Source organism: Hahella chejuensis KCTC 2396, assembly GCF_000012985.1.
Classification (GTDB): domain Bacteria; phylum Pseudomonadota; class Gammaproteobacteria; order Pseudomonadales; family Oleiphilaceae; genus Hahella; species Hahella chejuensis.
In genome coordinates this window covers 1,354,909-1,370,849 of record NC_007645.1, presented here as the reverse complement: position 1 = coordinate 1,370,849, position 15,941 = coordinate 1,354,909, and the positions used below count along the sequence as shown (strand labels likewise).

Here is a 15,941-nt window from a genome sequence, read left to right as displayed (position 1 = left end):
GATATAGGTTGCGTCGTCAGGAAGCCTCGGCCGTTTTGCCCATCCAGCGGCGCACCAGTCCAACCGGACCCGCGTCGTACCAGTGACGGGTCGGACGGCTACGGGCGTCTTTACCCAACGCCTGGGTCATGCGATCCAGCATGATGGCGAGCAGAACAATGCCTACGCCGCCGACTGTCGCCAGCCCCATATCGAGACGGCCGATTCCTCGCAATACCATTTGCCCCAGACCGCCGACCGCGATCATGGACGCGATGACCACCATGGACAGCGCCAGCATCAATGTCTGATTAACCCCCGCCATGATAGTCGGGGTCGCCAAAGGCAGCTGCACCTTAAACAGAAGCTGGCGCGGACTGGCGCCGAAGGAACGGGCCGCCTCCACCAGATCTTCCGGCACCTGCCTGATGCCAAGGCTGGTCAGACGGATCAGCGGCGGCAACGCAAAAATAATCGTTACAGCGACTCCGGGCACGTTGCCGATACCGAAGAGCATAACGATGGGAACCAAATATACGAATGCAGGCGTGGTCTGCATGGCGTCAAGCAGAGGCCTGACCGCCGAAGCCGCGCGATCGCTGCGCGCCAGCCAGATACCGGTGGGCAAGCCTATAAGCAGACAGAAGAGAACGGAAGTGAGTACTAACGCCAATGTCACCATCGCCTCGTTCCAGGCGCCGATCAGCCCCACCAGAGTCAAACTGATGAGCGATCCGACCGCCAATTTACGGCCGGACAACTGCCACGCCAGTAGCGCGAAAAACAGTATCACGATCGTCGCAGGGATGGCCTGCAATCCCGCTTCAATAGAACTAAGCGTGATGTCGATGGGCCAGCGCACCGCCTGAAATACCGGGCGAAAATGATTCACCACCCAGTCGAGTCCTTGCTCAACCCAACTGTCGAGAGGAATCACCGCATCCTGAAAAGGATTGAGAATATCGAAAGGAGTATCTTGTAGCGGCGCATCCGCCGGCGTGTCCAGCCATCCTGAGGCGGTGTCGGAAGCGGGCTCATCCGCCGCCGCGTCATCGCCGCTTGCGCCCCCCCATGGATTGGCGGAAGGTTCCGGCGCGTCTTCCGCCGGCGTGGACCAGGGATTGGAAGCTTGTTTATCGTCAGCCATGAATACCTCTAAATAACTATTTCCGGCTTAAGCCCGGCTATGACCGTTTGCGTTGCTGCGATCCAAGGCTTCGAGCAGCGTGGCCTTATTTATGACGCCAGCGTAGCGGCCATCGGCGTCCACTACCGGGAGGGCGCAGGGCGCCTGCGCAACGGAGCCGATCAAATCGCCCAGAGAAACATTCGAGGTCACCGGCTCCACCTCGGACAGATAAGCACTGGTGATTTTTTGCGCCTCGGCCTGACTGCTGGCGCGCAGCGAGTCCACTGACACGACGCCATGGAATTTTCGATCCGGGCCAACCACATAGCCAAAATCCCGATCGTGCTCTTTCAAACGCTGCAGCGCGGAACGCACTCCCATTCCTTCTCTTTCAATCAAAGTGACCTGGGTTTTACGGGCGATATCGCCCGCGCTCAAAACGGACGTAACGTCCACACCGCGGAAAAACGATTTCACATAGTCATCCGCCGGGTTATTGAGGATTTCCTCAGGCGTGCCCACCTGCACCACGCGACCGCCTTCCATAATGGCGATGCGATCGCCAATGCGCATGGCTTCGTCGAGATCATGAGAGATAAAAATGATGGTGCGTTTGTCATTTTCCTGCAGTTGCAGCAATTGATCCTGCATCTCCGTACGGATCAGCGGGTCCAAAGCGGAAAACGCTTCATCCATCAGCAGAATATGAGGGTCGTTGGCGAGCGCCCGGGCCAGCCCGACTCGCTGTTGCATGCCACCGGAAAGCTCATCCGGATAGCTGTTGGCGTATGCATTCAAACCAACTTTTTCCAGCGCGACCATGGCTCTGGATTCTCGCTCGCCCTGAGGAACGCCGGACAACTCCAGCCCGAAAGCGGTGTTTTGCACCACATTGAGATGGGGCATGAGCGCGAAGGATTGAAACACCATGCTCATTTTAGTGCGGCGGACGTTGAGCAGCGCCTCGTCATTCATAGCGATGATGTCTTCATCATCTACCAGAATGTTGCCCGCAGATGGCTCAATCAATCGATTAAGCAAACGCACCAACGTTGATTTACCGGAGCCGGACAACCCCATCACAACAAATATTTCGCCTTCCCTGACTTCGAAGTTGGCGTTGCAGACGCCTACCGTCTGCCCTGTTCGGGAAAATATCTCCGACTTATCCACGCCCTGGTTAAGGAGTTTCAACGCAGCGTCCGGTTCTGCGCCGAATATCTTGTACAAATTCTTAACAACTAACTTATTTTTCATCAGTGGCTTCTGTTGCTTGTCTATGCCGCCGCACTATCCCGGACGCCTTTAAAGACAAGGGCTCAGCGGCATTTATAGAAACGCCTCCAAGGTGGGTGCGGCTATGCATTATTGTTAGACTCAATTAAAAAACAGCTTTCAATTCTAACTAATAATTAAGCATTTAACCAATCCATGCCAATCAGCCACGTTTGCCAAACAGAAACAAAAAGCCTACAAACCACATGAAATACAAACTATTACGAGATAAATTTCAGTAGTTTTTGCGATAGAAATGATCAGAAACAGGTCAGAGAGGAAAAGTAACCTTACAGAAGGCAGAAAAAGTAGTTATACAACTAAAAATATTAATACAAACTACCTGAGGCAAGCCAAATAGGATTGGGTTATTAATATGGCAATGATATTGGCATGTTAATAACCAGGCGCATGGATGCGCCTGCGCGGCGGCCAGCCGCGGGAGACAGGGCCTGACATGTGCAGGCCCTGTCGTTGCAGACAAATAGAAGGAAGCTATTTGACTGCCTGATTAATAGTGAGTACGCCGATTAAGGCGCCAAAAGATTGCACAAAGGTCCCGTAACAGAAAAAATAGACGTCCTTCGGCGCGCCCTGCCCGCCAAGACCAGATGAACGCTTTACTCAAACGCCCGGCGATCGCCGCAGCGACCAATCAGAAAGAGCCAGAACGTGCTGAATATTGTTTTATTCCAACCGGAAATCCCGCCTAACACCGGCAACATCATAAGACTCTGCGCAAATTGCGGATTCACCCTGCATCTCATCGAGCCATTGGGGTTTACCTGGGATGATAAAAGACTCCAGCGCGCCGGCCTGGACTACCACGAGTACGCACCAGTAAAACGGCATGGGGACTTTCAACAGTTTTTGGACGAGGTGCGCCCCAATAAGGTTTACGCGCTATCCACCCGCGGTAAATCCTACTATCACGAAGTGTCCTTCGCCGCCGGAGACGCCCTGGTGTTTGGTCCCGAAACCCGGGGCCTGCCGCAACAAATGCTCGATGAGCTGGGATCGGAGTCCTGTTTACGCGTCCCCATGCGGCAAGACAGCCGTAGCCTTAACCTGTCTAACACCGTCGCGCTGGTTTCCTATGAAGCCTGGCGCCAGTTGGGGTTCGAAGGCGGACTCTGAACGCCGTCAAGCCTCTACTGCTAATCCATATAACTTGCAGAGGCTTGATCTTGGCGCCGCACTGGCGCCGGGCGCTCGACAATAGGCCTACTAAATCAGTTCGCGACATGCAAACGCACGTCCACATTTCCTCTTGTCGCATTGGAGTAGGGACACACTTGGTGAGCCTGATCAACCAGCGCTCGCGCCGCTTCCAGGTCCAGGCCGGGCAGCTCAATGAACAGGTCGATATCGAGACCAAAACCGCCAGGAATCTGCCCTATTCCCACCTCAGCGCGAACATTCACATCTGCAGGAAGCGCGGATTTTTGCTGACTCGCCACAAACTTCAACGCGCCGATAAAACATGCGGAATAGCCCGCTGCGAAGAGTTGTTCAGGGTTGGTTGCCGCCCCGCCGGCGCCGCCCAGTTCTTTAGGCGTCGTCAATCGCACGCCCAACACGCCATCTGAAGATTTCGCATGGCCATCGCGGCCGCCTGTGGAGGTCACTGCTGCTTTATAAAGTACATTCATTCAGGTTTCCTTTTCATGCTTTGATATTTTCTGGTTAACCGGACCATCCGGGAATGGGAAAACATTATCGAAATAATAATTATCGCGATAAGTTTAATTTTCTATCAAAGCCATAGCGGTTCGCTATCCCTGTAGCACTGCCCCGTCCTGAATAGAGTTGGCGCCTGTTTCAGGACTAGATACGCCCCAAATAAAAGACGAAAAAAAAGCCGGTAAACCGGCTTTTTTTAGAAAGGAAACGCTTCGCTTAGTGCTTCGCTTCTTCCGCTGGAGCGGCTTGCTGCGCCTGCTGACGCTTCACTGCTTCCGCGTAGATAGCGTCGAAGTTGACCGGTTGCAGCATCAATGCAGGGAAGCTGCCTTTAACCGCCAGCATGTCGATAGTTTCGCGAGCGTACGGGAACAGGATGTTCGGGCAGAAAGCGCCCAGGGTTTGCGCCAGTTGCTGCGGGCTCAGACCGTCGATCATGAATACGCCGGCTTGCTGCACTTCGATAACAAACGCAGTCTTATCAGCCAGTTTGGCGGTGATGGTCAGGGTCAGAACGACTTCCCACTGGTTGTCGCTGACTTTCTTGTTTTCGGTGTTCAGGTCCATGTTGACCTGTGGCTTCCACTCGGACTGGAAAACCGCCGGAGAGTTTGGCGATTCGAAAGAAAGGTCTTTCAGATAAATACGTTGCAGCGCGAAAACTGGCTGCTTGGGAGCTTCTGCATTCTCAGACATGACTCTACCTTGATCTCTTTATATTGGTTTGCGGCTCGCAGCAGCGAACCCCCCTTGGTTAACTCGCGTCGGCGTGCGTCCGCAAACGCAATAACCTGGGAGCCGACACGCGTCGTTATTTTTCAATTATTCAGGAAGGGGAGACTGATTCGTCCGACGCTCCCGATTGCAGAAGCGCATCCAGCGTGCCAGCGCGCTCCAGACCGTAGAGTTCGTCGCAGCCCCCCACATGTTCCTCACCGACCCAGATCTGCGGCACCGTGCGGCGACCGCTTTTCTGCATCATTTCCTGCCTCAGGGCGGCATTGAAATCAACTTTAATTTCTTCGAAAGACGCCCCTTTGGCCTCAAGGAGACGCTTAGCCCGGATACAATACGGGCAGAACTCCGTGGTGTAAATGGTCACGGGCTTGAACTGGGCCATAAAGAATACCGCTTAAAACGTCACTTCTAATACATATGGGCTTTTATTTTTTTGACAATGGCAAATTCGCATTACGCCATTCGACAATTCCACCCGATAAACGCTGTACGCCAGTGACTCCGCCCGCCGCCAACGCTCTGACCGCCATGCCGGAGTGTTGCCCCATCTTGTCGGCGATGACGATGGTCTTGCCTTCATGCTTCTTAAGTTCACCAGCGCGATCTTTCAGACTGGTGACGGGTATATGAATGGAGCCTTTAATCACGCCTTCCGCCAGATCCTTCTTCTCACGCACGTCCACGATGACTGCTTCATCATTGTTCATCAGCCTGACCACTTGCTGCGGAGACAGTGATTTGCCGCCGCGCATACGCTCGGTAAAGAGCAGGGCGACGGCCAGACCGACAAATAGTGAGCTTAAAATCCAGTGATCGAGAGCAAATAAAAGATACTTCTCCATAACTCCGCCTTTTCTTTAATAATCTTCTAAGGAAGCGTCGCCGCCCTGCTCCGCTTCGATGTCACAACACCCACATCACACCCTGGCGATGTGGATGAGTTTAAATCTGTTCGCAATCGGCGCCTGTCTCCGCCTGAAAAGCCCCGGCATTATACACAGCCGCCATAGGTTTCAGAAGACAAAGCCCCGACCGTCTCACCGATTCCTAACGCCAGCTCATAAATAACCAATAACTATCGAATGCAAAGTAGTTTTAAATTTAAACTATCCACACATTTCACAGTATGCTGAGCCTAACGAAAATCCCAACCCCGCGTACTAGCTGAAGCCAGACTCCGCCTGGGCGGACAACCGGTTCAGACGTTTCTCCGATTGACGGCTTCCAAGACATAGGCGCTAATTCCAAGTAGAATACTCGTAAAATTACTAATGGCGGACAGAAAATGACTGCAAAACGCAAACCTACAGCTTTACTCATTTTAGACGGTTGGGGATATCGCGAAGGCAAAGATTCGAACGCTATCGCCAACGCCAATACCCCGTTCTGGGACCAGATATCCAGCCAGAATCCACATGTTCTCATCCATACTTCCGGTATGGCGGTGGGACTTCCTGAAGGCCAGATGGGCAACTCTGAAGTCGGCCACATGAACCTGGGCGCCGGCCGCATCGTTTATCAGAATTTCACCCGCATCACCAAAGACATCGAAGACGGCGTATTCGCTCAGAATCCCGCCATCAGCTCCGCTATCGATAAAGCGGTGAGCAACGGTAAAGCGGTGCATCTGCTCGGCCTGTTATCTCCCGGCGGCGTACACAGCCATGAAGATCACATTTTAGCAGCCTGCAAAGTCGCCAGAGAGCGCGGCGCGGACAAAGTCTTCGTTCACGCTTTTCTGGACGGCCGCGATACGCCGCCCCGTAGCGCGCAACCGTCCCTGGAGCGCACAGACAAACTGCTGAAAGAGCTGGGATGCGGCCGGGTCGCCTCCATTATCGGGCGCTACTACGCCATGGACCGCGATAATCGCTGGGACCGCGTGCAAGCGGCTTATGACCTGCTAACGCTGGGCGAAGCGCCTTATCACGCAGAAAGCGCAGTGCAGGCGTTGACCGCCGCCTATGAGCGGGGCGAAGACGACGAGTTCGTAAAAGCCACCCTTATAAAAGGAAGCAGCGATAACGACGCGGTGATCAGTGATGGCGACGCCGTCATTTTCATGAACTTCCGCGCCGACCGGGCCCGCGAATTGACTCGCTGCTTCGTCGAGCAGGACTTCGATGGCTTCCAGCGCAATAAGCTGCCCAAGCTGGCCGACTTCGTCATGCTCACGGAGTACTCCGCCAATATTCACACTGCCTGCGCCTACCCCGCCACCGAGCTGACCAATAGCATCGGCGAATACATGGCCACCCTGCACAAAACGCAGTTGCGCATTGCGGAAACGGAAAAGTACGCGCACGTCACCTTCTTCTTCAGCGGCGGCAAAGAAGCGCTGTTCGAAGGTGAGGAGCGTATCCTGATTCCGTCGCCCGATGTGGCGACTTATGATCTAAAACCTGAAATGAGCGCGCCGGAAGTCACCGACAAACTGGTGGAGGCGATTAAATCCGGCAAGTTCGATTTGATTGTTTGCAACTACGCTAACGGCGATATGGTTGGCCACTCGGGCGTCTACGATGCGGCGATGAAAGCAGCGGAATGTATCGACCAGTGCCTGAAGCGCATCGCCGAAGCTTTGAATGAAGTCGGCGGCCAATGTCTGATTACCGCCGACCACGGCAACGCTGAGCAAATGGTGGACGAGAACGGTCAACCGCATACACAGCATACGACGGGCCCAGTGCCGTTGATATATATCGGACCGAAAAACATCTCCCTGAAAGAAGACGGCAGACTGTGCGATATCGCGCCCTCTCTGCTGGATCTGATGGAGCTGGAAAAGCCGCGGGAGATGACCGGAGAGTCTCTGATCGTTCAGAACTGATTCCCGCCTTATTCGCAAGCGGGAGAACAGTCGACCGGTTCTCCCGCTCTTGCTTCGGCCGCTGACCTCTCCAACCTTCCTTCCGGGTTTTGCGCCGCAGACCGAAACTCCTCTATACTTGCCGGGGCCAAATCCCGGAGCCTCCCCTTATCAGAGGCGTACATAACTATTAATAAAAGAATTTTCATACCGATCGCATGCAGCTTAGCCGTATCGTCCTCTACGTTATCGCAGTTCTGATGCTTGCGCCCGCGGCCGCCGAGAACCTCAGGGCTGACACCGGGTGGCAGGATCAGGGCGACCATGAAAAGAAGCTGAAAGAACTCAAGCGCGATATCAGCAAATTGAAAGACTGGATTCATGACGCCCAGGGCGAGCAGAGCGATCTGGAAAAAGATCTGCGCGCCACTGAGGAAAAAATCCAGGATAAAGTCAGGGAAATCAATAAAATCCAAACCTCCATCAACGATACTGAGAAGCAGGTCGATGAGCTGGAGGATAAAGAGAAAGAGCATCTGGCCTCGCTCTCCCAACAGAAAGGGTTGCTCGCCAGGCAGATTCAAGCCGCTTACGGCATGGGCCGCGAGCAAGGCGTAAAACTGCTGCTCAATGCGGAGGACCCCACCACCCTGCAAAGAATGCTGGCGTACTACGATTATCTGAATCTGGCTCGCGGCGAGCACATCGAAAAATATCGCCAGACCATCGATGAACTGAAGCAAACCCGCGCAGAAATTCTCAAGCGCAATCAGGCCTTGCTGGAGTCGCGCAACACCCTGGCCCGCAGCAAGGAAACCCTCGAATCTCAACGCAAAGAGCGGGAAGCGACGCTGACCAAGCTCAACTCCAGCCTCAATTACAAGCAAAACGAACTGACCCGCATGCAGAAAAACCAGAAGCAACTGGAAACGCTGGTCAAGGAAGTGGAAAAGGCCATATCTAACTTAGAGTTAACTCAAGACTCTGTGCCTTTCTCCAAACTCCGTGCTAAATTACCCAAACCTACGAAGGGCGCATTGCAGCAGCTTCACGGACAATCCGGCGGTGGTTTCAGACCGTCCGGGGTATTTTTCCAAACCCCACTGAACACCCCTGTTTCCGCCGTGCATCACGGACGCGTCGTGTTTGCGGATTGGCTGCGAGGGTTCGGCCTGTTAATGATCATTGATCATGGCGATGGCTATATGAGCCTGTACGGCTACAATCAAGCTTTACTCAAGGATACCGGCGATTGGGTTCGCAGCGGCGAGACCGTCGCCAGCGCCGGCAGCAGCGGAGGCCAGTCCGAAACCGGGCTATACTTTGAAATAAGGCATAACGGCAAGCCTGACGACCCTCTTCGATGGTTCAAGAAATAAAGGTGAATGCAGGGAATTTAATATGTTGTCAAAATTTACTCGAAATGCGCTATCCGGAATCATTCTCTCTCTCGCCGTTGCCCCACATGGCTGGGCTGACGACCTCCTGCAGGAACCCGAGACGCCTATCGACGACGTCAGCGTAACAGACGCGGCCACTGCTGAGCGCGGCAGCCTGCCTCTGGACGATCTGCGTAAATTCGCAGAAGTGTTTGATCGCATCAAACGCGCCTACGTGGAAGACGTGGACGACACTACCCTGCTGAACAACGCCATTCGCGGTATGCTGTCCGGGCTCGACCCTCACTCCGCCTATCTGGAGCCCAGCGCGTTTGAAGACTTGCAGGAATCCACCTCCGGAGAATTCGGCGGTCTCGGCATTGAAGTCGGCCTGGAAGACGGCTTTATCAAGGTCATCACGCCTATCGACGATACTCCCGCCCAGAAGGCGGGCATCGGCGCCGGCGACCTGATCATCAAGCTCGATAACAAAACCGTGAAAGGCATGACGCTGGAAGACGCCGTCAATATGATGCGCGGCAAGCCCGGCACCCCGATCAAACTGACCTTGGTGAAGAAAGGCGAAAACAGCCCTGTAGAGCTGGAAGTGTTGCGCGACGTCATTCGCGTCGCCAGCGTGAAAACCATGAACCTGGACAAAGGTTACGGCTACATCCGCATCACTCAGTTCCAGGCGCAAACCGGCTCTGATTTCACTAAAGCGATCAACAAACTGAAAGACGCCTCGCCGCAAGGCCTGAAAGGCGTGATTCTGGATCTGCGTAACAACCCCGGCGGCGTTCTACAGGCTGCGGTCGATGTGGCGGATTCACTGCTGGATGAAGGCCTGATTGTTTACACTGACGGGCGTATTAAAAGCTCCAAACTGCGCTTTACCGCTACCCCTGGCGATGAAATCGCCGGCGCGCCGATGGTCGTGCTGATCAACGGCGGTTCCGCGTCCGCCTCGGAAATCGTCGCGGGCGCCTTACAGGATCATCATCGCGCCATCATCCTGGGCACTGAAAGTTTTGGTAAGGGCAGTGTACAGACTGTCCTGCCGCTGGACGAAGAGTACGGCCTTAAGTTGACCACTGCGCGTTACTACACGCCGAGCGGCCGCTCGATTCAGGCTCTTGGCATCGTGCCTGACATTCAGGTGCAACGCGCTCAGATTACCGAAGAGGAAACTCAGCCATTCTTCAAAGAGGCTGACCTCTCCGGCCATTTGACCAACGAGAACGGCGAAGGTGACGGCAAGTCCTCCAAGCGCGATAGCAGTGTGCAGGAAATCATTGCAAAAGACTTCCAGTTACGTGAAGCGCTCAACCTGCTGAAAGGCCTCTCCATCATGAAGGCGTCCGCGAAAGGCTGAACTGTTTGAGGCCTTTGCTAACCAACCTACTCCGCGCCGGCGTCAGGGCCGGCCTTCTCTTGTTCTTGACGCACACAGCGGCGAATGCGGAGGAATCCGCCATCGCCGAGCCCGCGCAGGCGGCGGTGACGCCCGCGATCATTAACTCGACCGGCGCCGGGGAAGATCATCCCCCCACCATCGCCATCATCATTGACGATATGGGCAACTATCAGAACATGGGCGAGCGCGCCATACGCATCCCCGCTCCGCTGACGTTGTCATTCCTGCCTTTTCGCCCCCACACTAATTCCCAGGCCAGGCTGGCTTACGCCGCCGGTAAGGAAATCATGCTGCATATCCCAATGGAGAACGTGAAGCGAATTCCACTTGGCGCCAGCGGCCTGACCAGCGACATGAGCAGTCAGAACATGGTGGCGACCTTCCGGCAGGCGATAAAGGCGATCCCCTATGTCAGCGGCGTCAATAACCACATGGGCAGCGCCCTGACGCAGAACCGCGCCGCCATGAATCTGGTGATGGGCGAGTTACAGGGCTATCCGCTTTACTTCGTCGACAGCCGCACCACCGCGTCTTCCGTCGCACACGCCGTGGCGGCCAATCACGCTATTCCCACACTGAACCGGGACGTATTTCTGGATCACGTCATCACCACCAAAGCGATCGACTTTCAGTTCAAACGCCTGCTGGATATCGCCCGCAAGAAAGGCACCGCCATCGCCATCGGTCATCCTCACAGGGAGACCATTGAATACCTGGAAAAAGTACTGCCGTCGTTAGGAGAGCAAGGCGTCGCCATCGCCACCATTAAAGGTTTGTGGGCGATTCGCAATAACGCTCAGGACATGTTTCAGACCACACCGCCGACCATTCTGGCGGAACGTCGCAAGGGCAACGACGACGAACCAAAGAAAAGCGTCAATTAAACCCGCTTATTTGTTGATAGAGCCCGCTTAGGCCAGGTATCTATTAATCAGGCAGACAAATAGCTTCCTTCTATTTGTCTGAAACGACAGGGCCTGCACATGGCAAGTCCTGTCTCCCGCGACTAACGCCGCGCAGGCGCTTCCATGCGCCTGATTATTAACATGCCAATATCATTGCCATATTAATACAATTCAGCGATATAAATGCTGGTAATGCGCCACCAACGAACGCAAAGTGGCGATCAAGGCTTTTCTATCCCCTTCCGCCAGCCAGGCCCCGATTTCCACCTCTTCTCCCTTACAGGCAATCATCACGCAAATGTGACCGTTACGGCCGCCTTCCACCAGTATGATGCGCGTGTACCAACGAGGAAAAGTCCAGGTGCGCTCAGGCTGCGCCATGCCTTTTTCAATACAGACTTCCAGAGGGGTAATAAGGATAACTTCCTGCGAAGCGCAGCGTTTGCTGACCATTCGCAGCATGCCGGCCAGAAGCGCCAGCTCCAGGCCACAGAACGCCAAGATGGGAAGCGCGCCGAAGAAAGAGAACGCAATGGAAATAGTCAGAGCGACGCCACCGACAGTGAAGAGAAAGATGCGATTGCCTTTCCAGCCTGCGGAATTATTGGGTTGCAGGATCAGCCGGGCGCAGGCGGCATTTTCTCCGGGGACAACGTCGAGCATATATAAACCTGTTCAGGAAATGCCGAAGCAGGGCCTGTTCACGCGTCAGCTTCAACAGGCCAGGAGCTATTCCTAAAAAAGTATATACCCGCTCTTCAAAGCGCGACACTTTACCTTTACTTTAGCTTTGCGGTTCAGTGGTCGCGCAAGAATACGTCAGCGAGAATCAGATGCGCACTTCAACGCCCTGCTTGGCCATAAACGCTTTGGCCTCAGGGATGCTGTATTCGCCGAAGTGGAAAATGCTGGCGGCCAGCACGGCGTCAGCGCCGCCTTCTTTTACGCCATCGACCAGGTGTTGCAGGTTGCCTACGCCGCCGGAGGCAATTACAGGCACAGACACGGCGTCGCTGACGGCGCGAGTTAGCGCCAGGTCAAAACCGTTTTTGGCGCCGTCGCGGTCCATGCTGGTCAGCAGGATTTCGCCTGCGCCGAACTCCACCATTTTCCGCGCCCAGACAATGGCGTCCAAACCGGTTGGTTTACGGCCGCCATGGGTGAATATCTCCCAACGCTCTTCTTCGCCGGGAGCGGATACTTTCTTGGCGTCGATCGCCACTACGATGCACTGGCTGCCGAACCTGGCGGCCGCTTCACCCACGAATTCCGGCGTGAATACTGCGGCGGTATTGATGCTGACTTTATCCGCGCCAGCGTTCAGCATAGTGCGGATATCCTCCAGCTTGCGTATGCCGCCGCCGACAGTCAGCGGGATAAACACTTGGCTGGCCATGCGCTCCACCGTATGCACGGTGGTGTCGCGACCTTCATGGCTGGCGGTGATGTCCAGGAATGTGATCTCATCCGCGCCCTGCTCGTCGTAGCGCTTCGCCACTTCCACTGGGTCGCCTGCGTCGCGGATGTCCACAAACTGAACGCCTTTGACCACTCTTCCTTTATCTACGTCCAAGCAAGGAATAATGCGTTTCGCCAAGCCCATGTTGTTACCTATGTGTCTGTCTGATACGGGTGTTCGTGAGTTGTTTGGCCTTCCTGCGCCGGTCAGGCGATGGAGTCGCAGTACGTTTGCGCTTCGCGCAGATCCAGCGCGCCTTCATAAATAGCGCGTCCGGTGATTGCGCCGATAACGCCGCTGTCCGCCACGGTCGCCAGACGACGAATATCGTCCATGTTGGTGACGCCGCCAGAAGCGATAACCGGCAAACCGGATTCCCTCGCCAGCGCCGCAGTAGCTTCCACGTTTACGCCCTGCATCATGCCGTCGCGGGCGATGTCTGTGTAAACGATGGAGGAAACGCCCGCGTCGCGAAACTGTTTCGCCAGATCCACCGCGCTGACGGAGCTGACTTCCGCCCAGCCTTCCGTCGCGACCATGCCGTCTTTGGCGTCAATGCCGACAATGACCGCGCCCGGGAAAGCGCGACAGGCTTCTTCTACGAAAGCCGGCTCTTTTACCGCTTTGGTGCCGATAATGACGTACTTCACGCCCGCATCCAGATACTGCTCGATGATGTCCAGTTCGCGAATGCCGCCGCCGATCTGAATAGGCAGGTCCGGGTAGGCTTTGGCGATGGCGGAGACGATTTCACCGTTCACCGGTTTGCCGGCGAAAGCGCCGTTCAAATCCACCAGATGCAGCCTGCGAGCGCCTGCGTCGACCCATTGCGCGGCCATGGAAACGGGATCATCGGAGAATACGGTGGAGTCGTCCATGCGGCCCTGCTTCAGGCGCACGCACTTACCATCTTTCAAGTCTATCGCGGGGATTATAAGCATTGTGGTTCTCAGTCGTTCGGATGTCTGGCTATGGGAGTTTACGACCGCCACGATCAGGGACGGCCGTTCCAACGGGTAAAGTTCTTCAGCAACTGCAACCCGGCATGCTGACTTTTCTCGGGGTGAAACTGCGCCGCGAAGATATTGTCGCGGGCGATGGCGGCGGCGAAGTCCACGCCGTAACGGCAGGTTCCCGCGACAACTTCGGGGTGATCACCCGCTGCGTAATAAGAATGTACGAAGTAGAAGCGGTCGTTGTCGGCAATGCCGTCCCACATGGGGTGATCAACGGTTTGTTTGACTTCGTTCCAACCCATGTGCGGCACTTTCAGGCGTTCGCCGTTCTCGGTCAGGTCATAGCCAAAGAACTTCACGTCGCCGGGGAAAACTTTAAGGCAGTCGACGCCGTTGTTTTCTTCGCTGCGCTGCAACAACACCTGCATCCCGACGCAAACGCCCAACATAGGACGGCCGGAAGCGACTGCGTCGAGGATAATCCTGTCGAAGCCAAGGCGCACGATTTCGCCCATGCAATCACGCATTGCGCCCACGCCGGGCACCAGTACGCGATCCGCTTCAGCGATGATCTTCGGGTCGGCGGTCACCAACACCCTCGCATCCGGAGCCACATGCTGCAACGCCTTCGACACTGAGTGCAGATTACCCATTCCATAATCAATGACCGCGATCGTATTCATGCTTGGTATGACCGTTCCTGTTTTATTCGCTAAACGTAAAAAAGGCCGCTTTCATAGACGGCCTCGGGTTACGGAGTTACAGCGCGCCCTTGGTGGACGGCATAATGCCGGCCATACGAGGGTCCAGCTCCAGCGCCATGCGCAGAGCGCGGCCGAAAGCTTTAAACACTGTTTCAATCTGGTGGTGAGAATTGCGTCCACGCAGGTTATCGATATGCAGGGTTACCTGCGCGTGGTTCACAAAGCCCTGGAAGAATTCGTAGAACAAGTCGACATCGAACTGGCCAATCATGGAGCGGGTGAACTCGACGTGCATTTCCAGACCGGGACGGCCGGAGAAGTCGATCACCACGCGGGACAGGGCTTCATCCAGGGGAACGTAGGAATGGCCGTAACGGCGGATGCCTTTCTTATCGCCAAGGGCTTTGGCGACAGCCTGACCTAATGTAATGCCGATATCTTCAACGGTGTGGTGAGCGTCGATATGCAGATCGCCTTTGGCGACGATGTCCATATCGATCAGACCGTGTCTGGCGACTTGGTCCAGCATATGGTCAAGAAACGGCACGCCGGTTTCGAAACGGGCCTGACCGCTGCCGTCGAGGTTAATCTTGCAGGTGATTTGGGTTTCCAGCGTATTGCGGGTGACTTCCGCCTTGCGCTCCGCCATGCGTTACTCCAGCCAATGCAGAAAACGCGCATTATAGCGTGTAATCTCCGCTTAGCCTACAGCGCCGGGGACCGTCGCGGATAATCCGCCCGGTCCGGCTGCCTACGCTTAGAAATCAGGAGGCGAATTCTTTTTGCAGGTTGTCCATATAAACATCGACCAGAGAGTTGAACTCGTGTTTAACCACGGGGCTGATGGCCAGTTTCAGGAGGCTCGGCAGAGGTAAAGTCAGTGAGCCCTTTGTCTGAAAGCGCACTTCCACGCGACCGCCTTTGTCCACTACGGACCAGGAGCCCTGCACTTCGCTGTTGCCTTCTCCTTTAACAGGCGCCCAGGTGATGCTGCCGCGCTCTTTGTCCGCGCTGTACTGGCAGGCGTAAACAGTCTGGATAGCATGCTTGTCGACGCCGATCTTCTTCATTTCCCAGCGATAGGCGTTATCGCCCAGGTCCACCAACTGCTCCACTTTGGGAAAGTGGGATACGGAAGCCGGCACGTCGGCCAGCAAGTCGAACACCCTGTCGTAACTGGCGGATGTTTCGAAGGTTCGGCTGATTTCAATTGTGATGTTTACAGACACAAGCTATCTCCTTAAGACTGCACACTTTATTATCGGCGGGTTTTCATTGGTGTGGTTTATCAGGCGTAATCCTGTACACTCCGCGAAGTACTGTTCTATATATACGGATACGTCTTTATATACGGACACGTCTTTTTTATACACTGACGCGCCTTTATATACGGACGCGCTATCTAAGCGGCCGCTGCAACAGCGGGCGGGACGCGCTATCCGCCGGAGTACGCCCGACAAATCGATCCTTCAGGGCCCATAGTTTGCTACGCTAATTGTCACAAGTCT

At 55.1% G+C, this 15,941-nt stretch carries 17 protein-coding genes; 5 read left to right on the top strand and 12 right to left on the bottom strand.

Annotation, left to right across the window (positions count from 1 at the left end):
- Nucleotides 1–16: 16 nt before the first annotated feature.
- Both proW and proV read right to left on the bottom strand, forming a co-directional pair.
- Entirely contained in the window at nucleotides 17–1,126 is a 1,110-nt protein-coding gene (gene proW / locus HCH_RS06130; protein ID WP_011395299.1) for a glycine betaine/L-proline ABC transporter permease ProW, read from the bottom strand.
- A gap of 27 nt (nucleotides 1,127–1,153) precedes the next feature.
- Nucleotides 1,154–2,365 carry a glycine betaine/L-proline ABC transporter ATP-binding protein ProV gene (gene proV, locus HCH_RS06125; protein ID WP_011395298.1) on the bottom strand — a complete coding sequence of 404 codons (1,212 nt, stop codon included), beginning with the start codon at nucleotides 2,363–2,365 and terminating at the stop codon, nucleotides 1,154–1,156.
- Nucleotides 2,366–3,055: 690 nt separating this feature from the next.
- Between proV and trmL the strand changes: the two genes are divergently transcribed.
- Complete coding sequence (gene trmL, locus HCH_RS06120; RefSeq protein WP_011395296.1) at nucleotides 3,056–3,520, top strand: tRNA (uridine(34)/cytosine(34)/5-carboxymethylaminomethyluridine(34)-2'-O)-methyltransferase TrmL; 465 nt, start codon at nucleotides 3,056–3,058, stop codon at nucleotides 3,518–3,520.
- Between the two features lie 95 nt (nucleotides 3,521–3,615).
- Here trmL and HCH_RS06115 read toward each other — a convergent pair whose 3' ends face one another.
- From HCH_RS06115 to HCH_RS06100, 4 genes are all read right to left on the bottom strand, one after another.
- Nucleotides 3,616–4,035 (bottom strand): organic hydroperoxide resistance protein, encoded by a 420-nt coding sequence (locus HCH_RS06115; protein WP_011395295.1) that lies wholly within the window; start codon nucleotides 4,033–4,035, stop codon nucleotides 3,616–3,618.
- Between the two features lie 247 nt (nucleotides 4,036–4,282).
- Nucleotides 4,283–4,762 (bottom strand): protein-export chaperone SecB, encoded by a 480-nt coding sequence (gene secB / locus HCH_RS06110; RefSeq protein ID WP_011395294.1) that lies wholly within the window; start codon nucleotides 4,760–4,762, stop codon nucleotides 4,283–4,285.
- Nucleotides 4,763–4,892: 130 nt separating this feature from the next.
- Nucleotides 4,893–5,186, bottom strand: a complete 294-nt coding sequence (grxC, locus tag HCH_RS06105; protein ID WP_011395292.1) for a glutaredoxin 3 — start codon at nucleotides 5,184–5,186, stop codon at nucleotides 4,893–4,895.
- A 43-nt stretch (nucleotides 5,187–5,229) separates the two neighbouring features.
- Nucleotides 5,230–5,646: a rhodanese-like domain-containing protein gene (locus HCH_RS06100; protein WP_011395291.1), complete on the bottom strand. Its 417-nt coding sequence runs from the start codon at nucleotides 5,644–5,646 to the stop codon at nucleotides 5,230–5,232.
- Nucleotides 5,647–6,089: 443 nt separating this feature from the next.
- On the opposite strand from HCH_RS06100, the gene gpmI reads away from it, so the two are divergent.
- From gpmI to HCH_RS06080, 4 genes are all read left to right on the top strand, one after another.
- A complete protein-coding gene (gpmI, locus tag HCH_RS06095) occupies nucleotides 6,090–7,634 on the top strand; it encodes a 2,3-bisphosphoglycerate-independent phosphoglycerate mutase (RefSeq protein WP_011395290.1) in 1,545 nt (514 codons plus the stop codon).
- 239 nt (nucleotides 7,635–7,873) lie between these two features.
- The gene (locus HCH_RS06090; RefSeq protein WP_148212497.1) at nucleotides 7,874–8,992 is read left to right on the top strand and encodes a murein hydrolase activator EnvC family protein; all 1,119 of its coding nucleotides are present in this window, start codon (nucleotides 7,874–7,876) and stop codon (nucleotides 8,990–8,992) included.
- A 22-nt stretch (nucleotides 8,993–9,014) separates the two neighbouring features.
- Nucleotides 9,015–10,367, top strand: a complete 1,353-nt coding sequence (locus HCH_RS06085; protein WP_011395288.1) for a S41 family peptidase — start codon at nucleotides 9,015–9,017, stop codon at nucleotides 10,365–10,367.
- Between the two features lie 59 nt (nucleotides 10,368–10,426).
- Nucleotides 10,427–11,293 carry a divergent polysaccharide deacetylase family protein gene (locus HCH_RS06080; RefSeq protein ID WP_238384974.1) on the top strand — a complete coding sequence of 289 codons (867 nt, stop codon included), beginning with the start codon at nucleotides 10,427–10,429 and terminating at the stop codon, nucleotides 11,291–11,293.
- Nucleotides 11,294–11,485: 192 nt separating this feature from the next.
- Here the strand turns inward: HCH_RS06080 and HCH_RS06075 are convergent, their stop codons facing one another.
- The 6 genes from HCH_RS06075 to HCH_RS06050 form a co-directional block, all read right to left on the bottom strand.
- Nucleotides 11,486–11,977 (bottom strand): DUF2244 domain-containing protein, encoded by a 492-nt coding sequence (locus tag HCH_RS06075; RefSeq protein WP_011395286.1) that lies wholly within the window; start codon nucleotides 11,975–11,977, stop codon nucleotides 11,486–11,488.
- Between the two features lie 166 nt (nucleotides 11,978–12,143).
- On the bottom strand, nucleotides 12,144–12,917 hold the full coding sequence (gene hisF, locus HCH_RS06070) for an imidazole glycerol phosphate synthase subunit HisF (RefSeq protein WP_011395285.1): 774 nt from the start codon (nucleotides 12,915–12,917) through the stop codon (nucleotides 12,144–12,146).
- 62 nt (nucleotides 12,918–12,979) lie between these two features.
- The gene (hisA, locus tag HCH_RS06065) at nucleotides 12,980–13,714 is read right to left on the bottom strand and encodes a 1-(5-phosphoribosyl)-5-[(5-phosphoribosylamino)methylideneamino]imidazole-4-carboxamide isomerase (RefSeq protein ID WP_011395284.1); all 735 of its coding nucleotides are present in this window, start codon (nucleotides 13,712–13,714) and stop codon (nucleotides 12,980–12,982) included.
- A 53-nt stretch (nucleotides 13,715–13,767) separates the two neighbouring features.
- Complete coding sequence (gene hisH / locus HCH_RS06060; protein ID WP_041598459.1) at nucleotides 13,768–14,412, bottom strand: imidazole glycerol phosphate synthase subunit HisH; 645 nt, start codon at nucleotides 14,410–14,412, stop codon at nucleotides 13,768–13,770.
- A 76-nt stretch (nucleotides 14,413–14,488) separates the two neighbouring features.
- Nucleotides 14,489–15,082, bottom strand: a complete 594-nt coding sequence (gene hisB / locus HCH_RS06055) for an imidazoleglycerol-phosphate dehydratase HisB (RefSeq protein ID WP_011395282.1) — start codon at nucleotides 15,080–15,082, stop codon at nucleotides 14,489–14,491.
- Nucleotides 15,083–15,197: 115 nt separating this feature from the next.
- The gene (locus tag HCH_RS06050; RefSeq protein WP_011395281.1) at nucleotides 15,198–15,662 is read right to left on the bottom strand and encodes an SRPBCC family protein; all 465 of its coding nucleotides are present in this window, start codon (nucleotides 15,660–15,662) and stop codon (nucleotides 15,198–15,200) included.
- Nucleotides 15,663–15,941: the final 279 nt, after the last annotated feature.

Coding starts and splice junctions, on each gene's coding strand:
- hisH (WP_041598459.1), bottom strand. CDS start 14,412: ATGAATACGATCGCGGTCATTGATTATGGAATGGGTAATCTGCACTCA.
- hisF (WP_011395285.1), bottom strand. CDS start 12,917: ATGGGCTTGGCGAAACGCATTATTCCTTGCTTGGACGTAGATAAAGGA.
- HCH_RS06090 (WP_148212497.1), top strand. CDS start 7,874: ATGCTTGCGCCCGCGGCCGCCGAGAACCTCAGGGCTGACACCGGGTGG.
- gpmI (WP_011395290.1), top strand. CDS start 6,090: ATGACTGCAAAACGCAAACCTACAGCTTTACTCATTTTAGACGGTTGG.
- HCH_RS06085 (WP_011395288.1), top strand. CDS start 9,015: ATGTTGTCAAAATTTACTCGAAATGCGCTATCCGGAATCATTCTCTCT.
- HCH_RS06100 (WP_011395291.1), bottom strand. CDS start 5,646: ATGGAGAAGTATCTTTTATTTGCTCTCGATCACTGGATTTTAAGCTCA.
- grxC (WP_011395292.1), bottom strand. CDS start 5,186: ATGGCCCAGTTCAAGCCCGTGACCATTTACACCACGGAGTTCTGCCCG.
- secB (WP_011395294.1), bottom strand. CDS start 4,762: ATGTCTGAGAATGCAGAAGCTCCCAAGCAGCCAGTTTTCGCGCTGCAA.
- proW (WP_011395299.1), bottom strand. CDS start 1,126: ATGGCTGACGATAAACAAGCTTCCAATCCCTGGTCCACGCCGGCGGAA.
- HCH_RS06075 (WP_011395286.1), bottom strand. CDS start 11,977: ATGCTCGACGTTGTCCCCGGAGAAAATGCCGCCTGCGCCCGGCTGATC.
- HCH_RS06115 (WP_011395295.1), bottom strand. CDS start 4,035: ATGAATGTACTTTATAAAGCAGCAGTGACCTCCACAGGCGGCCGCGAT.
- hisB (WP_011395282.1), bottom strand. CDS start 15,082: ATGGCGGAGCGCAAGGCGGAAGTCACCCGCAATACGCTGGAAACCCAA.
- proV (WP_011395298.1), bottom strand. CDS start 2,365: ATGAAAAATAAGTTAGTTGTTAAGAATTTGTACAAGATATTCGGCGCA.
- hisA (WP_011395284.1), bottom strand. CDS start 13,714: ATGCTTATAATCCCCGCGATAGACTTGAAAGATGGTAAGTGCGTGCGC.